Genomic DNA, 20,179 nt, shown 5'->3' on the forward strand with positions numbered 1-20,179 from the left:
CTCCAAAAAAGTAGTTGCTCTGCAAACGAACTGCTTTAATGTAGGTAAGTAAAGCTCATTATAGCAACCTATATAGGCAACATAGAACGCTTTGCGTTTCATCTGGGAAGAAAAAAATACAAATTACCCAAGGAAGAACTATATGCGCGACAAATATGACTTAATTGAACTGTTTCCTGTAGCAGGTGAAATTTATCTGGATAACGAAGGGAATCCATGTTCACACCCTATAAATAAGCAAAAATTTGAATTATCTCTTGATGATTATCTTCAGGCTATGATGGAAAAAGGATCTTGTAACCGAAGGCTTGTTGAAGACAAGCTCCGAAGATGTCATGTTTATAATGCCATGAAGTTTTCTTTGTCTAATTCAGAAGCAATGAAAAATTATGTGCTTAACCACAAGCACTATAACGACAATACTGAGTTATCAAAATCAGCCGATGTTGTAATAAAAGAGGGTATCCGGAAAAGTTGATTGATTTCTCAGTCTTTCGCGTCGTTCTCCAGCATCCGAACCAGATCCGGAATGAAGGCGCCGTAATTCTTTTCGCTTGGCTCTTGATCGGGAGGAAGTCCGTAGCCAGCATCCAGACTCATACCAATGTGCACGTTTCGTCCTTTTGACACGACGCGGTGCGAAGGCTTGACGATCCGATGCGTTCCTTCGGTGTAAAGCACTTTGGCCCGTAGCGCATCAAAGCTATATCCGCGCCCGTTCCTGTTGATTACCCGGATCAGGCTGTTTAAGGATTCCGTATAGGCATTGGTAATCGGGTGATCAAAGTAAGCGAAAATTTCATCATGCCAGTTCTCGAAGGCGGTCAAGATCGGCTGGAAATGCGCCTCAACTTCGGGCGTGATTTTCACCTTCCATGCATCAAAAAGCACTTCCGCATCTTGACGCGTACTGGCGTTCTCCCATACCCCAAAAAAACCTTCCTTGAGTTCGTAAGCCAAACCCAGTGTTGGGAAGGCTTCGAACCATGGCCCCATCAAGTCACGTTCTTCCGTTGAAATCTCACTTGGCCGCTTCAACAGGATAAAACGGTCCCGCATGAGCTTGACCCGTTGCCGGCTGTTCAAGGTGCGCCGAATGGATTTCCGGTGCATTTCCAGCGCGACATTGCCCATACGGACGACGTGAAACTTGTCGACAACAATTTTTGCGTGTGGGATGTTTTCTTTGATGGCCAGCTTGTACGGACGCCACATATCCATCGCGACATATCGCACCGCCGACTTCTGTGTGCCAAGGTTCTTCAAATAGGCTGTGAGCGCCTGTTTTTCCCGATTCGGCAGCATATCAACCACGGTGTTGTGTTCAACATTGGTAATCACGCACCGGGGCTTCTTGATGATGTGGATTTCGTCGATTCCCATCCATTGAGGCAATTCGAAACGAACAGTCTTGTCCAGTTGCTCCGCGCATCGTTTGAAAATACTGCGAATGGTTTTTTCATCCACCCCGGTATCCGCCGCAACACTGGCGAATGTTCGACGCATGGACTCATGCTCAATGTAGCGAACCAGCCGAACCGTGGCGCGGCGGTGTTCGTGCATCGTGGCCAGTGGCTCATAAAACGTCACACCACAAGATTTGCACTTGTAACGTCTTCGGTTCACCGTGATGCCTACTCGCTTTCCGTGGATCGGCAGATCGTTGTAAAGCTGCGCCCGCTTTCCAAAGCCGACAATCTCTTTGCCTTGACATGAGATGCATGCCCCTGGGGCGTGCGCAGACTCCGCCGTGACATGGTAATCATGATCGGTTTCCTCAACCGAAAGAACGGTAAACAACGGAAGATTGATGAAATTTGGGACCGTCATTGAGGCTGCGCCTGCAAACTCGCTTTAACAACACCCAAGTAGTCTAGGTAGTCCTCAATCTTCTTTCGGTAGATGTTTTTGGCGTATTGCTCCATGTAGTCAAAATCAGGGCGTCCATTTCCATCAACAGGGAGCATGATTTTTTGACGCTTTAACCTCGCAGTCCCCATTTTGTATCCGTAATTGTATTTCCCCCGTTGAGCAGAAATTTGATTTGCCAGAAAAAACCCAGCGAAGTGAGTTCCTTCGGATAACGTCAGCTTTCTACAGTCATTTGAAAAAAGCCCGTTGTAGGGATGGTAAAAAGAGTAGCCAACGGAGCCATTTCTATTTACGGATATGCACCCAGAAGCAAGCGTCGTGTTTTTATTGTTTACGAAGTACCCAATTCCGTTGTTTCTGGCCGTTGACGATATATACGGCGTATTGCCAGCAATGCGCTCCGCATCATAAATATCCATGCCAGAACAAATCGCGCAAATATCCTCGATAAAAAAATCCGACCACTTTTTATCAGCAAGCAACGGCACTTCCTTGTACTCAACCTCGTCAAGCACCTCTCTTACGTAGTCTTCGTATTCGGAGATTTTTCTGGCCATCAATTGCTTTCCGTAAGCTTCCATGAAAGCATAGTCTGGTTCGCCGGAAAGGGTAACGGGGAGCATGATTTTTGTTTTTTTCAACCGAGACATGGAGACACCATATCCCCATGAATATTTTTTAATAGAATTTCTCATTGCACGAACAAGAAATAATCCATTAAATTTATTTAATAATTGATGACGAAAAATGAGAAAATTTTGAGCTGTATAGAAATTGAACGGCTGATAAAAAGTTGCTTGTGTTTTGAGAGTCATTGTAATGCAGTTTCCAATTTCAATCGGCTTGTTTTGATCTGCCACAATGTCAAGAACACCATTAGACATGTAGGTCTGACTTAAATACGGATGTTGCTTAATGCCAGACTTAATGTCGGCTTTGTCAAACCATGCTGACGATGATTTCATTGACTCAAAAACATCAGTAATAAAAATAGGTTTCCATTCCCTGTCTTCAAGCCTGAGCATCGTTTTCCCCTTCAAACAGATAGCGCCGACCTTGCATGATCATGGAGAACTCAAACGACAAATAATCACCGATGGCTTTTTCAAATTCCGCCTCTGTCGGGATTTCGTCATTGAAGTAATAGAAACTGTGCAGCCATTCGTCGTCAGCTTCAACCGTTGTTTTGACACAAAACTTGCTGTCCGCATCCATCCGATCAAACCAGACATCCAGGAGGTGCTGCTTCTTGTCTTTGGCTTGTTCGGTCTCGATGAGTCCGATATGCGGGCTGACTTTGTAGCCGTCATTTCTGAAATCAATGAACTTGCATTCCTTGTCGTCGGTGTGAGGTTCGCCTGCCGTAAAGATGGCAATGCAAGGCATTGTTCCTACGCCATAGAACGTATCCTTGTTCAAGGTGATTACGCCTTCAAGCGTGTGTTTCTTGAGAATATTGGCCTTGATGGCTTTTTCTTCGTTCGTTTTCCCGGTGACAGAGGACTGCGGAATAATGACAATCACCCTGCCACCGCTACTCATCGAGTCCAGCAAGTGCTCGGTGAATGACATTTCATACAAAGAAGGGTTGGCTTTGGAGCCCTGCGAGTACGGCGGGTTCATCATGCCAACCGTAGCTTGCTTTAACTGAAGCTTGCTTGGGTTTTCTTTCAGAAAATCACCATTGATTAAATTGCTTTTTCCGTCACCCCGCAAAATCATGTTGGTGGTGGCAATGGTGAACATGTATTCCTGGTCTTCAATGCCGTGCAACCGTTCCTGGCGGATTTTTTTCTTTTCGTTTTCGTTTTCCGTTTGCGAAAGCATGTGATGCATTGCCGCAACCAGAAAGCCTGCGGTGCCCGTACAGGGGTCCAGAACCACGTCATCTGGCTTGATTGCCACCAGGTCACAAAACAAATCGGTAATGTGCTTTGGGGTAAGAACAATACCCAGCGTCTGACCATCGCCGCCAGAATACGACATGAACTCCCCATAGAAGCGCCCAAGGTAATCTTCGGAGGATTTTGTGTACTTGATGCTTCTGTAAATTTTGGAATTCAAAAACTCTGTGAAATGTCTCAACGGCGTTTTCGCAAGCGTTGCATGAACCTCATTGAGTCGAACCGAATTCTTGAACAACGAGAACTGACTCAATATTTTGTCTTTTTTGACTTCTGGCGCGACTCGGGAGCGTGTCAGGTTGGCTTGAATGGCATTGAAAATCTTTTGCCCATCCGTGACTACGACATCGCCCGTCAGATCGTCAATGGAGAAGTTTTTTGACTCCACTTCACGCAATGCAAGCAATATCCCGGAAACGATAAGTGGTTTATCGATGTCTTTCAGGTTGCCATAATTTCTCAAGTCTTCATGAAGCGCTGCGGCATCCCTCAAAATCTCCGCCAACTCCTTTTCGGTATCGGTTTCTTCTTTGAGAACTTCTCGAACATAGTATTCGTCGATGTTCTCCGCTGAAAACGAAATAAAGGACTCGACATCGGGGAGTTCCCGGTAATACTCGGTTTCGTCGATGTACACCGGGCTGATTCGGTGTTTTTTTGAATCGCCCGAAATGCCAAAAACAAGAACCTTTTTGTAGGACGTGTTTTTAGCCAAATGTTTTCCGTAAAACACGGCGCCATTGATGGCGTAATTTTTGACATCGACAGGATCAAGGCTCACCACCCCGTTCTCATCCACTTTTACGTGGCGTGAGATGTCAGCCTTGTTTTCAATGACCAAAAGAAAGTCTTTCACGACACCAACGTATTCAGGAAAGCCAACCTTTCCGAAGCCGCTTTTTGACGCCGTTTTGAGTGCTTTGTCAATCTCAAGGATCGTACTGCCCTGGGGGTCAAGATGGATATTTGCTTCTTGCAGCAACCCATGAACCCACAAATCCGTTACCGCTTCTTTTTTGGCCATGTGGCACCTCTATGAAATTTGTATAGCGTTCAGCCTACACAAAAAGAGGTGTTACGTCAATCAAAAATGCCGCTTTTGAATAAATTGTCACAAGATATAACAATCCGACTCGCCGGAATTTGCATGCAATGTTACGTGGCTCTGGATTGCCGGTATCAATCAGGAAATCCGGATACCCATAAAAGATAAGGGTAGGGTGCTAGCGCCGGGGCAGATAGTTTTTCACGGGGGCGAGGATTTCCGCGGAGAGTTTCTTGACACAGACAGGATACTTTCAACAAGTTTTGTGCCTGATGTGGCTTATTGGCATGCTGGGCGCACTCCTATGAACTGCAAGCATCAGAAAGAGCCTTATGATACAGAATGCGATGAGTGTGGAAACCCACCAATAGGCAGCAAAGGCGCGATTTGGTGTTTGACGGTCAGTGAGAGTATGGCAGCGCCAGCATTGATTATTGGCCATGAAGATGGAAACCCGAATGAAGCGGAGTTGGCAATTGCTTCAGGAGTTCGGATAAAGTTTGAAAAGCGTATTAAAAAAGAAAACTGGAAATTCCCCTTGATATACGCAACCTTCAAATGCAAATAGCCCAAGGTTTATTATGGATGTTATAGTAGACGCTCTAAAGAATAAAACTCAACCTTAGATTGCAAATAGCCGAAATTTAAAAAAAGCGGGCAGAGTGTCCAGCTCCGCCCGCCAGAGGGTGAATTGCGTCCAGAGTTTAAGGAACGCAAACTTATTTCTTTTCCGCCAGACATTTTTTCAGTGCTTCTGTGCTGATGCTGTATTTCTTGGCCAGCAAGCCCACTCTTTCAGATACAATTATTCCCTTCTTTTCCAGTCTACTCACAACCTTTCTCAACATCGTTTCCGATTTGAAGGGAAACTCCTTAAACCAGTCGGCATATGTTGTTGTGATGCTCTGCGTTTTGTTTTCCACAAGCATTGTCCGGAGATGCCACAGCAGGATTGCATCATAAACACCCAGAGCGATAATGAGCTCCTTTAAAATATCATAAAATTCGCCCATATGTTCAGTAGTTATTTTTGCCGGCGCAGAGGGAGAGGCGGGGGGATTCCTTACTGGTATCCAGTCAAGAAGGTCGGGCATATCCATAAGACAGGAGTTTTCTATATCTCTCAGGCGTGCCAGTACATCGATTTCCTTCAGGCCTGTCAAAACTGCTATCTCGTTTATTGTCAGATCCTTCTGTTTATACCTAACAATCTTTTTCAGAATCTTGAGATCTTCTTTTGATTTTACCCCATAGATCGCTTTTTGATATGCCCTGATTGTGGTTCTTTTAAGCTCCTTGTTCTTCCTCTCCTGAAGCTCATCGAGGACGGGTTTTATCTGAGCGAAGAAGTCCAGCTTAACCTTTTCCTCTGTTGCCATGATGCCGGCGAAGTATATTCCTTCATCCCTTGTGTAAACATTACCGTCGATGGTTACAAAAAATCCTTTCAGGAAGCTTATCATCATAACCATATCGGAGAGCATGGAGAGCGAAAGTTTTTTCTCCGTGTTGATAGCGTTTATTATCGCCTCAAGAGAGAGCCAGAAGAAACCGTCTCTCTCTATAAATAAGTCGGCGGTGATCGGCTGCCTTATAATCAACACAGGGGCCGGAGCAGGAACAGGAGGGACACTTGCGCTACCATACTGACCTGTCTTGCGGATTGACGGCAGTACCTCGGAAGTGACCCATTTTTTAAAAATCTTCGCTTCCGGTTTGCTGCTCCGAAGGATAAGGGAATACAATCCAGACTCGTTTATGAGGGTATAATTATTTGATAACTCTGGGATATACCTAATAAGTATATCCTCATCGTCAACGTTGTCTTTGATGGTTCTGGCATTGTTGCCATAATCAAGAGCTTTCGTTATCTCTTGTGCAAAGAACCACGGCTCGCCATCTTCTTTGATAAGTGTCCTTACTTGTCCAAACTTCTCATGCTGAAAAGCTTGTACTGCCTGAGCCTCTTTTGGGCTTTCTGTTGAATTGCCCACAGGGTATTCCGGTGCTGCTTCTCCGGCTCTTTCGTGAATTGCTGTCTTGCGGATAGACGGCAGGACCTCGGAGGTGACCCAATCTTGAAATGCCTCGGCTTGCGGCAGCTTGGAACGGAGAATCAGGCGGTAAAGATCAGATTCAGGGATGATTTTAGTCAGCTGATTTCCGCCTTTTGAAGGGGTGAACGTCTCGTTCACCCCTTTACAATGGTCTCGTATAGCCTTCTGTGGATTAGTATATCCCAGAGCAACGGCAACCTCTTTTGCTACAAACCACGGCTCGCCCTTTTCATCCTTCATTGTCCGGATCTCTCCGAACTTCTCATGCTGAAATGTAGATAATGCTGTCGTTTCCATTTTATCTCTCCGGTATTCTTTTTCTCTTATTACAGCTAATTCAGATTGAAAAGTGTGTCTTTTTAACGAACCAGCGGTATAAGCTCAGATTTATGAGCTTCGATACTGTCCCTCATAAAGGCAAATACTGTTTCAAGCTCATACAAGGGTTCACTGGACAGTTTACCGGGTTCCTGCAAATAGGCCGCCGGAGGCAGTGCTTTACTCAGGCTGCCTTTTGCCAGCTCAAAATCGAGTGCACTGCGCATTCTGTCCATAAGGAGTTTCACATCCTGCTTTTTGTAGAGCTTACGCGGCTTTTTCTCTCCCTTCAGGGCCGGCCTGATATAGGCAATACCTTCGACTGTGCGTTTCCCCGGAGAAGCTTCATCGGGTGTTGATTTCTTCATGGAGGGCAGATCAACGACGGTTAAGAGCTCGTCTTCATCCTCCATCTCGTATTCCCACGGATCGATGATGACTTCTTTTGCCCATCCTGCGAACTCTCTGGCTCTCTCCGTGTCGATAAGAGAGCTGAGAAGGATAACCCCTTCCCGTGTCCAGAAAGTCTGCTTAGAACTCAAATTTGTGACTTGTCCTTTGGAATCTTTGACGTTGTTGAAGAGTTTGACGAAGTGGACTCCTTCAGCGAATTTGCTTTTGTTGGAGTTTTTCGTGTTTCTGATGGTATGAGGTGAGCAGTCAAAGCCCCGTGCAGCTTCCTTTGTAGATATGAGAAAGCCGTATTCGTCTGACGGGGCTATGTCAAGGTATAGGTCAGACATAGCTGTGCCTCCGTTGTGATATTCCGGAGGCTTCTCATTTTGCAGACAAAAAGCCCCGGTGTTGCAAATGGCTTCACAACGGAAGAGCCACCTCGGTCCTTACGGATTCGAGACACCGGGGGTCTATAACCATGACAGAAAATACGACTGTTAATCGTAAATTCGTCATAGTGATTTTGGCAGAGCTGAATGCCGTTCAGAACAGGAACAGCTACCGCCGTTGTGAGATTTCTTTGCAAGGTTAAAATAGTATCGGGGTGGAGGTTTTGTCAAGAGGGAAGAAGAGGGGAAAAATATTCATTGAAATGGGTGTAAATGGGTGTATAAATAGGTGTATGATCAAAGTCGATAGTCTTGAAATAAGCCAAGAGATACTTGGACTAATTGTTGAAATCGATGAATTTAAAGGTGCTTGGAGGGCTTTAGGCACACTTGCACCTGAACGTTTGCTGAGTCTCCGAAAAGTTGCCACCATTGAAAGTATTGGCTCTTCAACACGCATTGAAGGTAGCAAGCTTTCCGACAGAGAGATCGAAACTCTTTTATCCCACTTACAAATAAAATCCTTTCAAACCCGTGATGAACAGGAGATCGCTGGATATGCTGAAGTCATGGAATTGATCTTTCAGTCATGGGTAGACATTCCCATTACAGAAAATCACATAAAACAGTTGCATAGGGATTTACTGAAGTATAGTACAAAAGACGAACGCCACCGTGGACAATATAAAACCAGCTCCAACAGTGTTGCCGCATTTGATGAACACGGTCGTCAAATAGGTGTGGTCTTTGAAACGGCAAAACCGTTTGACACTCCACACCTGATGGCTGAGATTGTAGGCTTTATCAATAACACAAAAATCCATCCTCTTCTTGCAATAAGTATATTCATTGTCGTTTTCCTTGAAATTCATCCATTTCAGGACGGTAATGGACGTTTGAGCCGTATCCTTACAACTTTACTACTGCTTCGCAAAGGCTATGCCTATGTTCCTTACAGTTCGCTTGAAAGCATCATCGAGCAAAGTAAAGAAGCGTATTATCTTGCACTGCGCCAAACACAAGGCACAATCAGAACAAATAATCCTGATTGGCAGCCGTGGATATTATTTTTTCTTCGATCTTTACAAAAACAAAAGAGAATTCTTGAGCGTAAAATCGAACGGGAAAGGCTGATTGTTTCAGTAATGTCTGAGCTTTCCCTGCAAATTATTGAATATGCGAAGGAACACGGAAGAGTGACGGCAGGTGATATTATTAAGCTCACGGGGATAAGCAGAAATACGATTAAAGAGCATTTTCGCCAGCTTCAGGAAAAGGGTTATTTGCAGCTCAACGGAAAAGGTCGTGGGGCATGGTATTCGCTTCGTCAGATATTATAGTTTTCTGGGACTACCGCAAAAATCTCCGTAGTGCGCTGAATCATACCGTTTTTTACAAGAAATAGAGTATTTATCCAAAATATCAAACATATAGAACACGCGCCGTTTTAAATTTATTTCAACAAGGAGGTAGTTTCCTACTCTCTTGCCCCTTTCTCTTTCAGCCAATTATCGATCAGCATTCTGACCGTGTCGGAGATATTATAAAACGTTTCTGCTTAGCCATAACTCCATAAAAGGATCGACAACTTTTTTGCTATCGTCCAATACGCTTTCATCAATTAATTCTTTTTGTAGCTGGCTTCTATAAGACGGGTTCATGTCTTTTAATGTTGTTTCATCAATTTTAATGCCGATAATCTGCTTTAATAGTAGTCCTTTGTATTTTTTATTATTAATGTTATTCCACTCATTCTCAAAATATGAATTGTTATCGTCCAGAATTTTATCTACGCCGGAATTAATATGTGATTCGGAAACGGCTTCAGCTTTTTCTATCACAGCGAAAACAAAGCTTTCCTGAATAAGCTTCATCATATAGAAAGGATGTCCTTTTGTTATTTCTGTTATCTGTGCCGAAGCTTCTTGAGTAAACTTAACATCCTGAATCACAAGTTGTTCAATGAATTCTTTTACTTTATTCAGAGGAAGTTTCCCTAGTTTCATAATTGCCGCAAAATTAAAGAAAGCATTATCTTTTTGCAAAAAGATATTGTTCATTACACTCGATTGAGAGCCGGCAAAAATGTAAATTACTTCTGAATGTTGCTGGAAGTATGATCGGAGTTTTTTGATCAAATCATTTCCAAACCGATGAATATCACCGAATTCATCGAAGAATACGACCATTTTTTTCTTGTGTTTCTTCGCAAAAGTTTCAGTAAGAGAAAATGCTTTATTAATCATTTCATTTTCATCTTGTTCTTTGAGGATGTCATAACCGATCTTGACATCTTCCAACTCAAGCTTAAAGCGTGATAAAATGTCAAAAATGTTTTCTTTAGCATCTTTAATAAAACCCGTAACTCCTATACTGTGGTAGACTGCGTCTATAAGGAGATTACAAAGTTCCCGCACGGAAGATGCACTGAAAATATCGATTTTAACGATAAGATAATCCTTCTCTAGTGCAGAGAGGACATTGTTGACGAGAGTGGTTTTACCATAACGTCTTGGTGCTATAAGGGTGCAGTGTTGCCCTAATTCTATATAAGTTTTTATAGTTGAGATTTCCTTTTCTCTGCCTATGACGATAGATGAAAGTCCACCAGCGTTTATTCTCATGCTACACCTTTTATTATTTTATCTGAGCAGGTAAACTGTAATATAGGTAAATATGCCATTTATGTCAAATGCTATAAATTTTATTTATCAAAATCAATAAAAAACTATTGCATTAATATTGCAAAAGACTATCTTAGAAAGTATAAACAGGGTGGGAATACTGTTTGGGAGAATATCATGGATAAAATAACTGATGACAGAAAACCAAGAACTTTTATGGACGCTTCTGGAGAGGAAATATTTGATAAGTATGTCGATATTTCTATTGCAGGAATGACCAAAGGAAAAGCGTATGAAAAAGCAATGTGGTTGTATTTCATGAAGCTCCTTTTATATTTAGTTGTAAGTGGAGTGGTTATTTTATGTTTCTCTCTCTACATTGCCAAAGATTTTAATGAGGCTCTTGGGTTCGCTTTTTCATTATTTCTTCCCGCAGTTTTTGTCATTATATTTATCTGGGGAGCTAGAATGAATACTGTCCTTGCTCGTAATTTTATTGATATACGCCAGAAGCAAAAGAGTAAAGATTAAAAAAGAGGGGTAGCCTTCCACGGCTACCCTGTTAATTCATCCAGTATCTTATTTTAAGTCTGCAAGGGTTGCTTTTGTTTCAGGAGTCCCTGTGTCACTGCTTTCAGGGTCTCCGTGAGCTTGCACATCTTTATAGTTTTTGCCTACCTCTGAATAGAAATTGCCAGCTTCTTGGATAGTGTCCAAGCCTTTTTTGCCAAGCTCAATCAAGGGTGCATCTTTTGATATGTCACCTCTTATGTCGTTCATTTCGCTCCTAAGAACATCTGAGACAGTTTGTCCATATCTCTCAGTTGAAAAACCACCACCAATTCCTGCTTTTGTTGCTATTTTTTCCATATCATATACTGCATCCATTTTTTCATCTATTCTGGACACGATCTCATTCCGTGAGCGACCTTGATCGGCAGAACCGTGAACATCAATCTTAGCTCCAATGCTAGCACCCGCATTAACTCCTCCGACCACGGGGATTTTATCATTAAGTTTCTTTTCAAATCCTGCGTGTGCTTCTCCATATCCTTGTACTCCCATACCCATCTTGTAGTCACTGGATATTTTCCCTTCCTTCTCAAGTGTATCTGCGAGGTTTTGTTTTACTGCTGTTGTGAATATTTCCTGACGACCATCACCTGATGCTCCAAACTGGGATGCGAGTGATGCAAAGTGCTTACGGCCGTCCTCAGTAGAGAGCATGTTTGCCACAGCATTTTTCTCAAAGATGATCTGCTCCCCATTAATTTCATAACCGTAAGCTTCATTTTTGTATGAATCTTTTATTTGAATTTCGTTACCCGTTTTCAGTGTCGTTGAATCATCTTTCATTACGCTCCTATCAATAACAGTTTTCGCCGTATCAATATTGTCACGGTTCTTTTCGGTTTTAGCAGTGTCCACCTGATTGTGATTGCGTTCCCAAGAACCATCTTCCTTATAAGCCCCTTTATAAACGGTTTCTTTGTCACCGCTTACATCGCTTCTGTAGTTAATGCTTCCGTCATCATTGAACGATGCTGTAGTAGTACGATCTCCATTCGACCATGTGACATTAGCAAGTTTTTCTTGACGCATGAACCCGGCAATTTCATCATTATTCATATCGCTGAAATTCTTACCTAGAGTTGTTTCATATTTTTGCATAGATGAAGCTGTTTGTGCCGCATTGAAGCGTCCATGATCAGACGCAGTTACGCCCTGCTGCTCCAGATTCCTTATTTGTTTAGTTCCTGATTCAGCATCCCAAGCGGCTTTAGCGCCTATATCCTGCTCAGTAACTCCGTTTGCCTCTTTATTTATAGCTCCTGCATACTGCTCTGTTTTTTGACGAGTGGACACAAAGTTCATCATGTCTTGTTCTTTGCCGGGATCTAGGATGCCGTTCTGATTTCTATCCCACTGCCCTATCATATCTCGCATATTATCAGCCTTTTCAAAATGCTGCTGTGCTCGTCCTACATCCCCTGCACTGAGAGCTCGTTCGCCCATCTGCCTATGATAAGACTCTTCTTTCATCAATCCCTCAAAAGCTTTCTGAGGAGCATCCAGTGTACTTTTTGCACCCGCAAAACTGTCACTTGCTCCTGCCTTTGCCATTACCTGTGAATAATCTCCGAAGCGATCCATTCCTTGATTGGCGGCAATCTCACTTTCCGCTGCAAACCTGTTTGCCGCATCTATATTCCTTGCTGCTCCTGCGTTGTGCATATTCTGTATCATGAACATCTTCTCTATACCGCTTTCGTTGAGTGCTTTTTCTTCTGCGGTCAGATACCCTGCGCCTTTAACGGCGTTCGGGTCTACGCTCATTGCTCCGGCGCCCATCGCTGCCGATGCAAGCCCCTGACCGAGCTGAGCGCCCATGAATTTACCACCCCGGAGAACCAAGTGGGCCAGCATTGGTACGGAGATCATCATATACCCGGCAACTGCAAGATAAGAGTTCGAGAAATCACCCCAGTAGCCGAAGCTGTGTATTGTGAAACCGCCGATTTCCGTTACTTTCCCTGCTGCTGAGGCTTCCATTACCGCTGATAAGTTCATAACCATCTGCATAACAGCAAGAATAGGGTTCCATAACTGGAGCCATATGAGTGACAAGATATACTCCCATATCAGTTTGTAACCGTTTGGCAGAAGGAACAGGAGAAACACTATAGGCAGCGTGGCGATCATTAATATTTCCATCACATTCCGGAAAATGGGAATAAGCTTCATTGCGACTCTCGAAATGACTTCTCCCTGCTGTTCGAATTTAGCAATGCCCAGTTCTGCCATGAACTGATTATATTCCTCTCGTCCGTTTGCGAGACTGCCGCTGAGGCTTCGGATAGCCGTTTTTACCACTGCCGATTGGGTCATAGCGTTATATGTAGTAAGCGATTCGCCGGTAAAGAATGCCATTGAGCTCGACAAGCCTGACATATAATTCAGCAGTTTCGGTTCACTGCTTAAAATGGCCTCAGAACCTCCAATTGACGCAACTATACGGGGGTAAAGATTGGCTACGTAGTACGTAGCGCATTGGGACTTTACTCCGCCGATAGTTACCGGCACATAGAAGCGTGACGAGAGCCCATTAGGTATCACGTCAGGACTTGACAGCTTGAGGTTCTCCTTAAAAATCTTCATTTCTGAACTATTCAGCCCCATCACATCCCATTTTGCGCATTTTTTGACATATTCATAAAAGTCGGCCTGAATCTGCTGATCAGGGAGCTCAAAACTCCCTAAATCTTTGATCATTTTGAACGGACCTGCAAACCCTGACTTCGAGTATGTAAGATTTAATGGCATGGCGTTACTTTTTCCAAAAAGCAAGGTTGTTATGGGAACCGCAAAAGCTGTATCGAATTTCTCTGTAATGAAATGGCCGGCAGATGAAACGGACTCGCCAAGGAACCCAAAAGCCTTTGGGACATTATCCACAACGTACAGTTCATCCTGTATAACATCATGAATTACTACTCTGTCTTTTGAGTAAAGAAAAAGACCGAGTATAAAAAAGCTTATGATGGCATATTTGAGCACGTCCCAGCGTTTAAGAAACGCTGTCATATAAAAAGATGCCAGGAATGCCAGAATGAACACGAACCGAGTCAGGTTAATGAAGCCGCTGTCATTGAAGATCATCGCAATTGCATTGTATGTTGAATGCAGCATAGCCCCGTTACCGTAGGTGTAAAAATTATACTCTGCAAATGCTGAAGCAGGTACGACTGCCAGCATTATAAGAAAAAGTATTTTTTTCATCTTAAAACCCTCCATTAAGGGCATGTTTAACCCATAGGGAAATAGCACACGCAATTCCTATCAGAATACCGCTGTTGAAGATAAAAGAAGCAACCCCGTGATGAGTTGTTTTCAGCCTCAAAACGACAGATGAGGCGAGAGCAATGAGTGATACCACCGCTATAGTAATGTTTGTCTTAGCGCTGAAATCCAGCATGAACACAGTAAATATAACTATTGCAAACAATCCGAATGTAAGCGCTGCGAGCGCTGTATAAGCCGATTTGATTTTGTTGACTGCACTATTTTTCCCTTTTTTCTGCGGATTGAACGGAACAATCGTGAATATCAACCATGAGATCACATAGGCTCCTACTATGATGTAAGGCAGACTTATAATGAGCTTTTCCATATAATCCTCCTATCTCTGTCCGGCGCCGCTTAGGCTATTGCTAAAGCTGCCGGAAGTGAGAAAGTATCCGCTCTCAGAAGCTTTTATTTTGCCGAGTTCAAACTCTTTGTTAAATAATTCCATATCTTTAACGAAATCCATTCTGGCCTGATAGAATCTTCTATTCAGGCTCGAATAAGAGCCTTTAAAGTTTTCAAGCCACTCTGTAAGTGCTCTATTTACATTCTCGGTAGGGGTTTTGCGTTTTTGGAATTCAGGTACGCTGTAAGTTACTGAGTCCCAAAGATATGAAAGTATGTACTCAAGCAGAATGTAGCCATAGTGTGATGAAAGCACTTCAATATCACTCAAAATAGGCACACCCATTTTTTTCTGTATTGCCAGATACAGAATAATGTCCGTAATATTAGGGACAACTGCGACTTCAAGATATTTGATATCATCTGTGTCGATAGGATATCCGAGTACAAGCCGGTCAACTGCTTTAATTAACACTGTTTGTACATCATTTTTTATGCCTGTAACTGTTATTTCCCCGACGGAAAGATCAAGACAGGTGGTGTTGATAATACCTATGGCAGCGCATTTTACTCCACATAAATAACCAGTGATTTTTCCACCGTTTATGAGCTTATTAAGAGTGTCTTTTGCATCAATTTTTGCCGGATATACTGAAATTGATGCTGTGGCTTCAGAGACTTCAGTTGGAGACGGATTGCAATCCCCTGATTCATCTGTGCTGGGGTGCCACTCAATAGTGCCAAACAGCGCCATCATTGCCTCTATTGTTTCTTCATCCAGCGGCAGTCCCGGTATATCTGCTATTGTGTCGTAAACAATATTACCTCTTTGTTTTTTGACCATTCTTCCGGGATCATCGTATAAGTTTTTCAACGCCGTTTCGAACGTGCTTGAGCTTCCTGAGGCAACATCTTCACCCTGCTTTTCTTGCCGTGCATTACTCCACAGCTCGTCCCCGATTTTTCTTCCAAGGTTTTCGCCAATCTGGCACAGATTCCCTGACAATTCCTGCATCATGCGTACATACTTTTGAATTTTCTCAAAAACATTCGCAACTGTCGGGAGAGAGTAAGACAGCCCGATTAAGAGCCCCCATGCAAGAGTGGTTCCGCCTCGTGACAGCAAGTCTTGGATCACATCGAGACTAAGGATTGAAACGAGTCCAGCATTAAAATCCAGTCCTGAGCACGACACCCGCAACGATGGTGGCTGGAATGTGGCAATAGGCGGAATATTATTATTAAAACGCATGCTCAGGCTGCCGCCGCTGAATACATGTCTGCCTCCAGCTTCAAACGAACCCGGGGTTGTGATATTTGACATCACGCCCAGATCATCAAGAAAACCGTGCATATCATCACTCAGCCCAGCGTAAGCCGGCGCCGTTGTAACCGTTAAATATGTAAGCGTAAGCAGTAATGCTATTGTCTTTTTCATTGAACTATCCTCATTGATTTAAAGTTTGCTGATACTGCTGGAGGGCTTGCTGGAGGACCTCTGTGTCTTCTGTCCGCCAAATATTGATAAAATCATCCTCGGTGATGAGCTTCTGCTCCAGCAGAAAGGCCTTGAGATTCAATTCGATTTGGTCCGCAGGGGTGTAACCCTTGGCAATCACTCTCATCTGTTTTGTGACGTTGTTGAAGGCGCCTAAGGTGGGAACAGACGTTATTGTATGTTGCTCAAAGAGACGGGGAGCTACGCGCGTCTCAAAAGGCATATCCGCTTTTGCATCAGCGGCGTCATAAACTACACCGATAATTGTGAAGTTATATCTTCCCTGAATAACCTGAAGCGGACGTATGATTGCATCACAGTAATCGCACCCTTTTTTATAAAAGAAAAATAAGCCAACCCTGTCTGCTACGCTGTTGAACACATCTTTGTATTTCTTCTGTGCTACTCCGGCAGCCACAATCTGACCAATAGGCTGATCAGCCATGCCCTCAAAGCGGTAGACGATATCGCCGTATGTCAAATACGCATTGCGAAGGCTTCTCGCTATCTGCTCATTGTGCTTAAAGTATTTACCCTGCCATGCAAGCCACTCTTTTGCGTTCTCTTCTGTCGGCTCTTTGAGCCATTTGGCGAGAACCGGAATACTCTTTGCTTCGTCAGTCAGCGGAAACTCAAAATCCCTGACAGATGTGTTCACTGTAGGGGTCTTGTTATCCTGCTTGGGTTCCTCCGGAGCCTTTACAATTTCTTCTTTGGGTTTTTCTTCCTTTTTCTGAACAGGCTTTGTTTCGACTTCCTTGGCGGGATCATCATACCAATGCCAACCGCGCCTCGGATCATCCTTCGCCAACTGAGCGAATACCGAAGCTGCTACAAGGACGAAGAAAGCAACAAAAACAACTTTCCGCATAGTCCACCTCTGAATTTTTTTCAATTCAGCGTAGAGCACCGCGCGACTTTTTTTTGTGTCTTTTTTAAAAATAGGGGGGTGGAAGAAAGATTTTTTAGTCCCGTGCCCTGCAATAAGAAACAGGGCACGGGTGGAAGAGGGGGACTATGTCGCCTTAACTGCGTAAATCAGCAAGGACTCTCTGAATTGTTTTATCTCCGGGATTTGCTTTATAGATTTGCTCAACTAAGTAATCCAATCTACTGTCTCCATAAACAATGTAGTGGTAATCACAATTGACCGGCTGGCTGCTGCATGACGCATAGACAAGAGCCGGAACTTTTTTCACATTCAGATCCCTGAAAAAGAATGGATCCATTCTGACTTCTTGGTTATCAATCTTGCCTTTCTCAACCTGATGCTCAATAAATCTACGGAGATCTTTGTCTGTCTTGCCCTTAAATCCTCTTATGCAGCCAGTGAACTCCAGTGAGGTGATTTTTTTTGCCTGAGCAAAAACGTTTTCCATTGTGATTGCAGGAACACTGTCCGAAAAAAGATAAATCAATTGGGGTGTCTTTGTAGGACCTTCTTTTCTGAATTTATCCGTAAACTCCTGCATTTGCCCATAAACCTTGTCCATATCATATGTTATTTCCGGCTGCGGCATATTATTGAACTTAAAACCTTCGGAATATGCCACGGCAGTAAGGGCGGTTATCATAATTACACTTATTATAAGCTTTCTCATCTTGTGCCTCCTATTCATTATCTGTATCCGGATGAGCACCGCGGTCATCCATCTGCTCTGAAAAGTCCGTATAAAAATTACCTATTTTATCTTTTACTGAGTCCTGTAATTTTGTTGCTTCAACATCAATCTTATTTTCCAGTTCATCAATTATTTCAGACAAGTCCATTGCTCCGAAATCAAGATTGTTCAGATCATCCAGAGTCAGTCCGTTGCAACCCGAATCCCAGCTTTTCCCGAGCTGAAGGTAAGATTGCTCAACGAGAACTCTGGCGAGCTTTGAGTCATAGCAGCAAAACTTTTTAGTGTGTTCGAGGCAAACCGAACCAAAACCCATTTCAATGCGGTTTGTACAATCGGTTTTCAGGAAATGACATAGTCCCTTTTTATTTAACTCATAGGACTTTTGCTGTTCAGGTTTTTGCTGGAAGCACAGGAAACCGCCTTCTCCTGTGCAGTTATTGCAATAGACACCGCCAAGACCATTAACAAAGTATCCATAGGAGCATTTTTCATATTCACCACTCCAGATAGAGTTTATATCATCCAAAATACCCAGAATTCCGAGCGATTCAGAGAAACCTGTCATATTGTCACTTTCCAGTGCAACATTCGGCAGTGTTACTACCTGATCTCCGCATATAACTTCTTCTTCCCAATCTTCGCAGACTAAACGACTACCTGTTTCCGTGCAGTCCATATAAAATGCACTCTGTGTGCAAACTGCTTTAGTTATATCATGTATATCTTCAAGCCATCTTGTACACAATGGAGGCTCTGAGTTTTGAACACAATTAGAAGGGGAGTCCAACAAATTATAATCATTGTAACAATAATATGTTTCCTGTGTATTAATAGGAAACTCAAAGAAAGCATATCCTTCACCACCGCCTTCCACAGACACCCTGAGCAGTAAATTATTAACTCCTTCAGTCAGGTACTGCTTTACATCAACATTTGGCGAACGGGTCCAGCTTGTACTTGGTTTCCAACAACTGCCAGTTTCCGGCGGAAAATGTCCTTCGACTCTTGTTCCTTCGCCTTTATAAACCAAATTGTCATTAACATATATCTGTACAAAGTCATCCCACTTCACAGTCTTTAAAATTGCTTCGTGAATTCGTTCCAGATTAGTAATATTGATTGAGTAGTAAAATTCAAAAATTGTACAATTTCCTCTGAGGCTGTTATCATCGATCCTGCCAAGCGTCACTATAATAGAGTTTTGACCTGTAGATATATTACCCGTGCCTCCGATTATTTGCACGGGTGGGTTTGAGTCTGACTGAACAAGTACACATTGATTATTATTTTTATATTGCTCACAGCCGCCGTCCTCTACCGTACATTTGTTTACATCAAAGTTTCTGTTAGCAACGAGTGGCCGTGCAATCGTTTCAGTATATGTTTCAGTGATCTGTTTCAAGCAGGTTTTTTCAGTTTGGCAGATTGTTTCAGTTCCGTCAGGACAAACCATCTTGTATTCTTTATTTTCGCATGTACGCACGTCAGTGGCTTCGCACTTATAAGTTTCGACTTCGACATCATACAGCCTTCTGTCATCAGTGAGCGCCGCTATTTCATTCGGATCATCCGTACATATTCTTCCGCCGGTTCCGGGGTTAGTAACCCACACACAATCGGTATTGAGGATGGTTGCTTCGTCTCCTATCTGTGTCGCATCATAAATCCGTTCACAACGAGGATTGTTAGCCAAATCAGCACATTCATCGACATAACATGCCGCCGGGCGTGAGCCGTTCGCGAGCATAGATGTACAATCAGTATTCTCACGCGGGCTATAGTATTTTTGGCACGTTACCTCCCCTCCTCTCAGACTGAGAGTTCCTCCGCCTGTGAAGAAGCCATAATCAAATTTTGAGAGTGTGAGTGTTCCCGATTGTCCATAATTCGAGCAATCGACATCTCTTGTTTCTCCCGTCGCTCTGACATCATAGGTCGATGGGCAATTATCTTGATAAAGCCCGGGGAAGCACCCTGCGCCGCGCTCACATTGCCCCTGAATACTGATTTCATCCGAACATATGACTTCAAGATTGCAATGCTCCTGATTGATCATAGAGAGCACATTCCCTAAGTCGCACCCTGAAGAATATCTTGTGAGCTCACGTTCAGCTTTCTTGCAATATGTATCCGAATCAGCACAAACGCCATCGACCTCGTGCTCACATATAATATCAACAGGCTCTAAACACTGCCATGTTTCTGCATAAGCTAAAGTATTAATGCAGAGGAGCATAAGTATAATTATTCTCTTCATAAA

The 20,179-nt window shown here is 43.3% G+C and carries 16 protein-coding genes; 4 read left to right on the plus strand and 12 right to left on the minus strand.

The window, feature by feature from the left end; translation table 11 throughout:
* Nucleotides 1-142 precede the first annotated feature (142 nt).
* On the plus strand, nucleotides 143-478 hold the full coding sequence (locus ACYRYY_RS13635; protein ID WP_460216141.1) for a hypothetical protein: 336 nt from the start codon (nucleotides 143-145) through the stop codon (nucleotides 476-478).
* An 8-nt stretch (nucleotides 479-486) separates the two neighbouring features.
* Here ACYRYY_RS13635 and ACYRYY_RS13640 read toward each other — a convergent pair whose 3' ends face one another.
* From ACYRYY_RS13640 to ACYRYY_RS13650, 3 genes are read right to left on the minus strand one after another with little or no spacing between them, the layout of a single operon-like run.
* A complete protein-coding gene (locus ACYRYY_RS13640; RefSeq protein WP_460216142.1) occupies nucleotides 487-1,830 on the minus strand; it encodes an ISL3 family transposase in 1,344 nt (447 codons plus the stop codon).
* Complete coding sequence (locus tag ACYRYY_RS13645) at nucleotides 1,827-2,897, minus strand: restriction endonuclease subunit S (RefSeq protein ID WP_460216143.1); 1,071 nt, start codon at nucleotides 2,895-2,897, stop codon at nucleotides 1,827-1,829. The genes ACYRYY_RS13640 and ACYRYY_RS13645 overlap by 4 nt, the downstream gene beginning before the upstream one ends.
* Complete coding sequence (locus ACYRYY_RS13650; protein WP_460216144.1) at nucleotides 2,884-4,800, minus strand: HsdM family class I SAM-dependent methyltransferase; 1,917 nt, start codon at nucleotides 4,798-4,800, stop codon at nucleotides 2,884-2,886. Before ACYRYY_RS13650 ends, ACYRYY_RS13645 begins: the two co-directional genes overlap by 14 nt.
* Nucleotides 4,801-5,125: 325 nt before the next feature.
* Between ACYRYY_RS13650 and ACYRYY_RS13655 the strand changes: the two genes are divergently transcribed.
* Complete coding sequence (locus ACYRYY_RS13655) at nucleotides 5,126-5,389, plus strand: hypothetical protein (RefSeq protein WP_460216145.1); 264 nt, start codon at nucleotides 5,126-5,128, stop codon at nucleotides 5,387-5,389.
* A gap of 151 nt (nucleotides 5,390-5,540) precedes the next feature.
* Here ACYRYY_RS13655 and ACYRYY_RS13660 read toward each other — a convergent pair whose 3' ends face one another.
* Nucleotides 5,541-7,175 (minus strand): BRO-N domain-containing protein, encoded by a 1,635-nt coding sequence (locus ACYRYY_RS13660; protein ID WP_460216146.1) that lies wholly within the window; start codon nucleotides 7,173-7,175, stop codon nucleotides 5,541-5,543.
* A gap of 62 nt (nucleotides 7,176-7,237) precedes the next feature.
* The gene (locus ACYRYY_RS13665; RefSeq protein ID WP_460216147.1) at nucleotides 7,238-7,939 is read right to left on the minus strand and encodes a hypothetical protein; all 702 of its coding nucleotides are present in this window, start codon (nucleotides 7,937-7,939) and stop codon (nucleotides 7,238-7,240) included.
* Nucleotides 7,940-8,274: 335 nt separating this feature from the next.
* On the opposite strand from ACYRYY_RS13665, the gene ACYRYY_RS13670 reads away from it, so the two are divergent.
* Entirely contained in the window at nucleotides 8,275-9,321 is a 1,047-nt protein-coding gene (locus ACYRYY_RS13670) for a Fic family protein (RefSeq protein WP_460216148.1), read from the plus strand.
* Nucleotides 9,322-9,522: 201 nt separating this feature from the next.
* On the opposite strand, the gene ACYRYY_RS13675 is transcribed toward ACYRYY_RS13670, so the two are convergent.
* Complete coding sequence (locus tag ACYRYY_RS13675) at nucleotides 9,523-10,605, minus strand: AAA family ATPase (RefSeq protein ID WP_460216149.1); 1,083 nt, start codon at nucleotides 10,603-10,605, stop codon at nucleotides 9,523-9,525.
* A 177-nt stretch (nucleotides 10,606-10,782) separates the two neighbouring features.
* On the opposite strand from ACYRYY_RS13675, the gene ACYRYY_RS13680 reads away from it, so the two are divergent.
* Nucleotides 10,783-11,136 (plus strand): hypothetical protein, encoded by a 354-nt coding sequence (locus ACYRYY_RS13680; protein WP_460216150.1) that lies wholly within the window; start codon nucleotides 10,783-10,785, stop codon nucleotides 11,134-11,136.
* 48 nt (nucleotides 11,137-11,184) lie between these two features.
* On the opposite strand, the gene ACYRYY_RS13685 is transcribed toward ACYRYY_RS13680, so the two are convergent.
* From ACYRYY_RS13685 to traN, 6 genes are all read right to left on the minus strand, one after another.
* Nucleotides 11,185-14,385 carry a conjugal transfer protein TraG N-terminal domain-containing protein gene (locus ACYRYY_RS13685; protein ID WP_460216151.1) on the minus strand — a complete coding sequence of 1,067 codons (3,201 nt, stop codon included), beginning with the start codon at nucleotides 14,383-14,385 and terminating at the stop codon, nucleotides 11,185-11,187.
* A gap of 1 nt (nucleotide 14,386) precedes the next feature.
* Nucleotides 14,387-14,776: a hypothetical protein gene (locus tag ACYRYY_RS13690; protein WP_460216152.1), complete on the minus strand. Its 390-nt coding sequence runs from the start codon at nucleotides 14,774-14,776 to the stop codon at nucleotides 14,387-14,389.
* Nucleotides 14,777-14,785: 9 nt separating this feature from the next.
* Complete coding sequence (locus ACYRYY_RS13695) at nucleotides 14,786-16,234, minus strand: conjugal transfer protein TraH (protein WP_460216153.1); 1,449 nt, start codon at nucleotides 16,232-16,234, stop codon at nucleotides 14,786-14,788.
* Nucleotides 16,235-16,244: 10 nt separating this feature from the next.
* The gene (traF, locus tag ACYRYY_RS13700; RefSeq protein WP_460216154.1) at nucleotides 16,245-17,165 is read right to left on the minus strand and encodes a conjugal transfer protein TraF; all 921 of its coding nucleotides are present in this window, start codon (nucleotides 17,163-17,165) and stop codon (nucleotides 16,245-16,247) included.
* Between the two features lie 154 nt (nucleotides 17,166-17,319).
* A complete protein-coding gene (locus tag ACYRYY_RS13705; protein WP_460216155.1) occupies nucleotides 17,320-17,895 on the minus strand; it encodes a TrbC family F-type conjugative pilus assembly protein in 576 nt (191 codons plus the stop codon).
* A gap of 10 nt (nucleotides 17,896-17,905) precedes the next feature.
* Entirely contained in the window at nucleotides 17,906-20,176 is a 2,271-nt protein-coding gene (traN, locus tag ACYRYY_RS13710) for a conjugal transfer protein TraN (protein WP_460216156.1), read from the minus strand.
* Between the last annotated feature and the right edge of the window lie 3 nt (nucleotides 20,177-20,179).

The sequence above is a fragment of the Geovibrio sp. ADMFC3 genome (assembly GCF_054687035.1).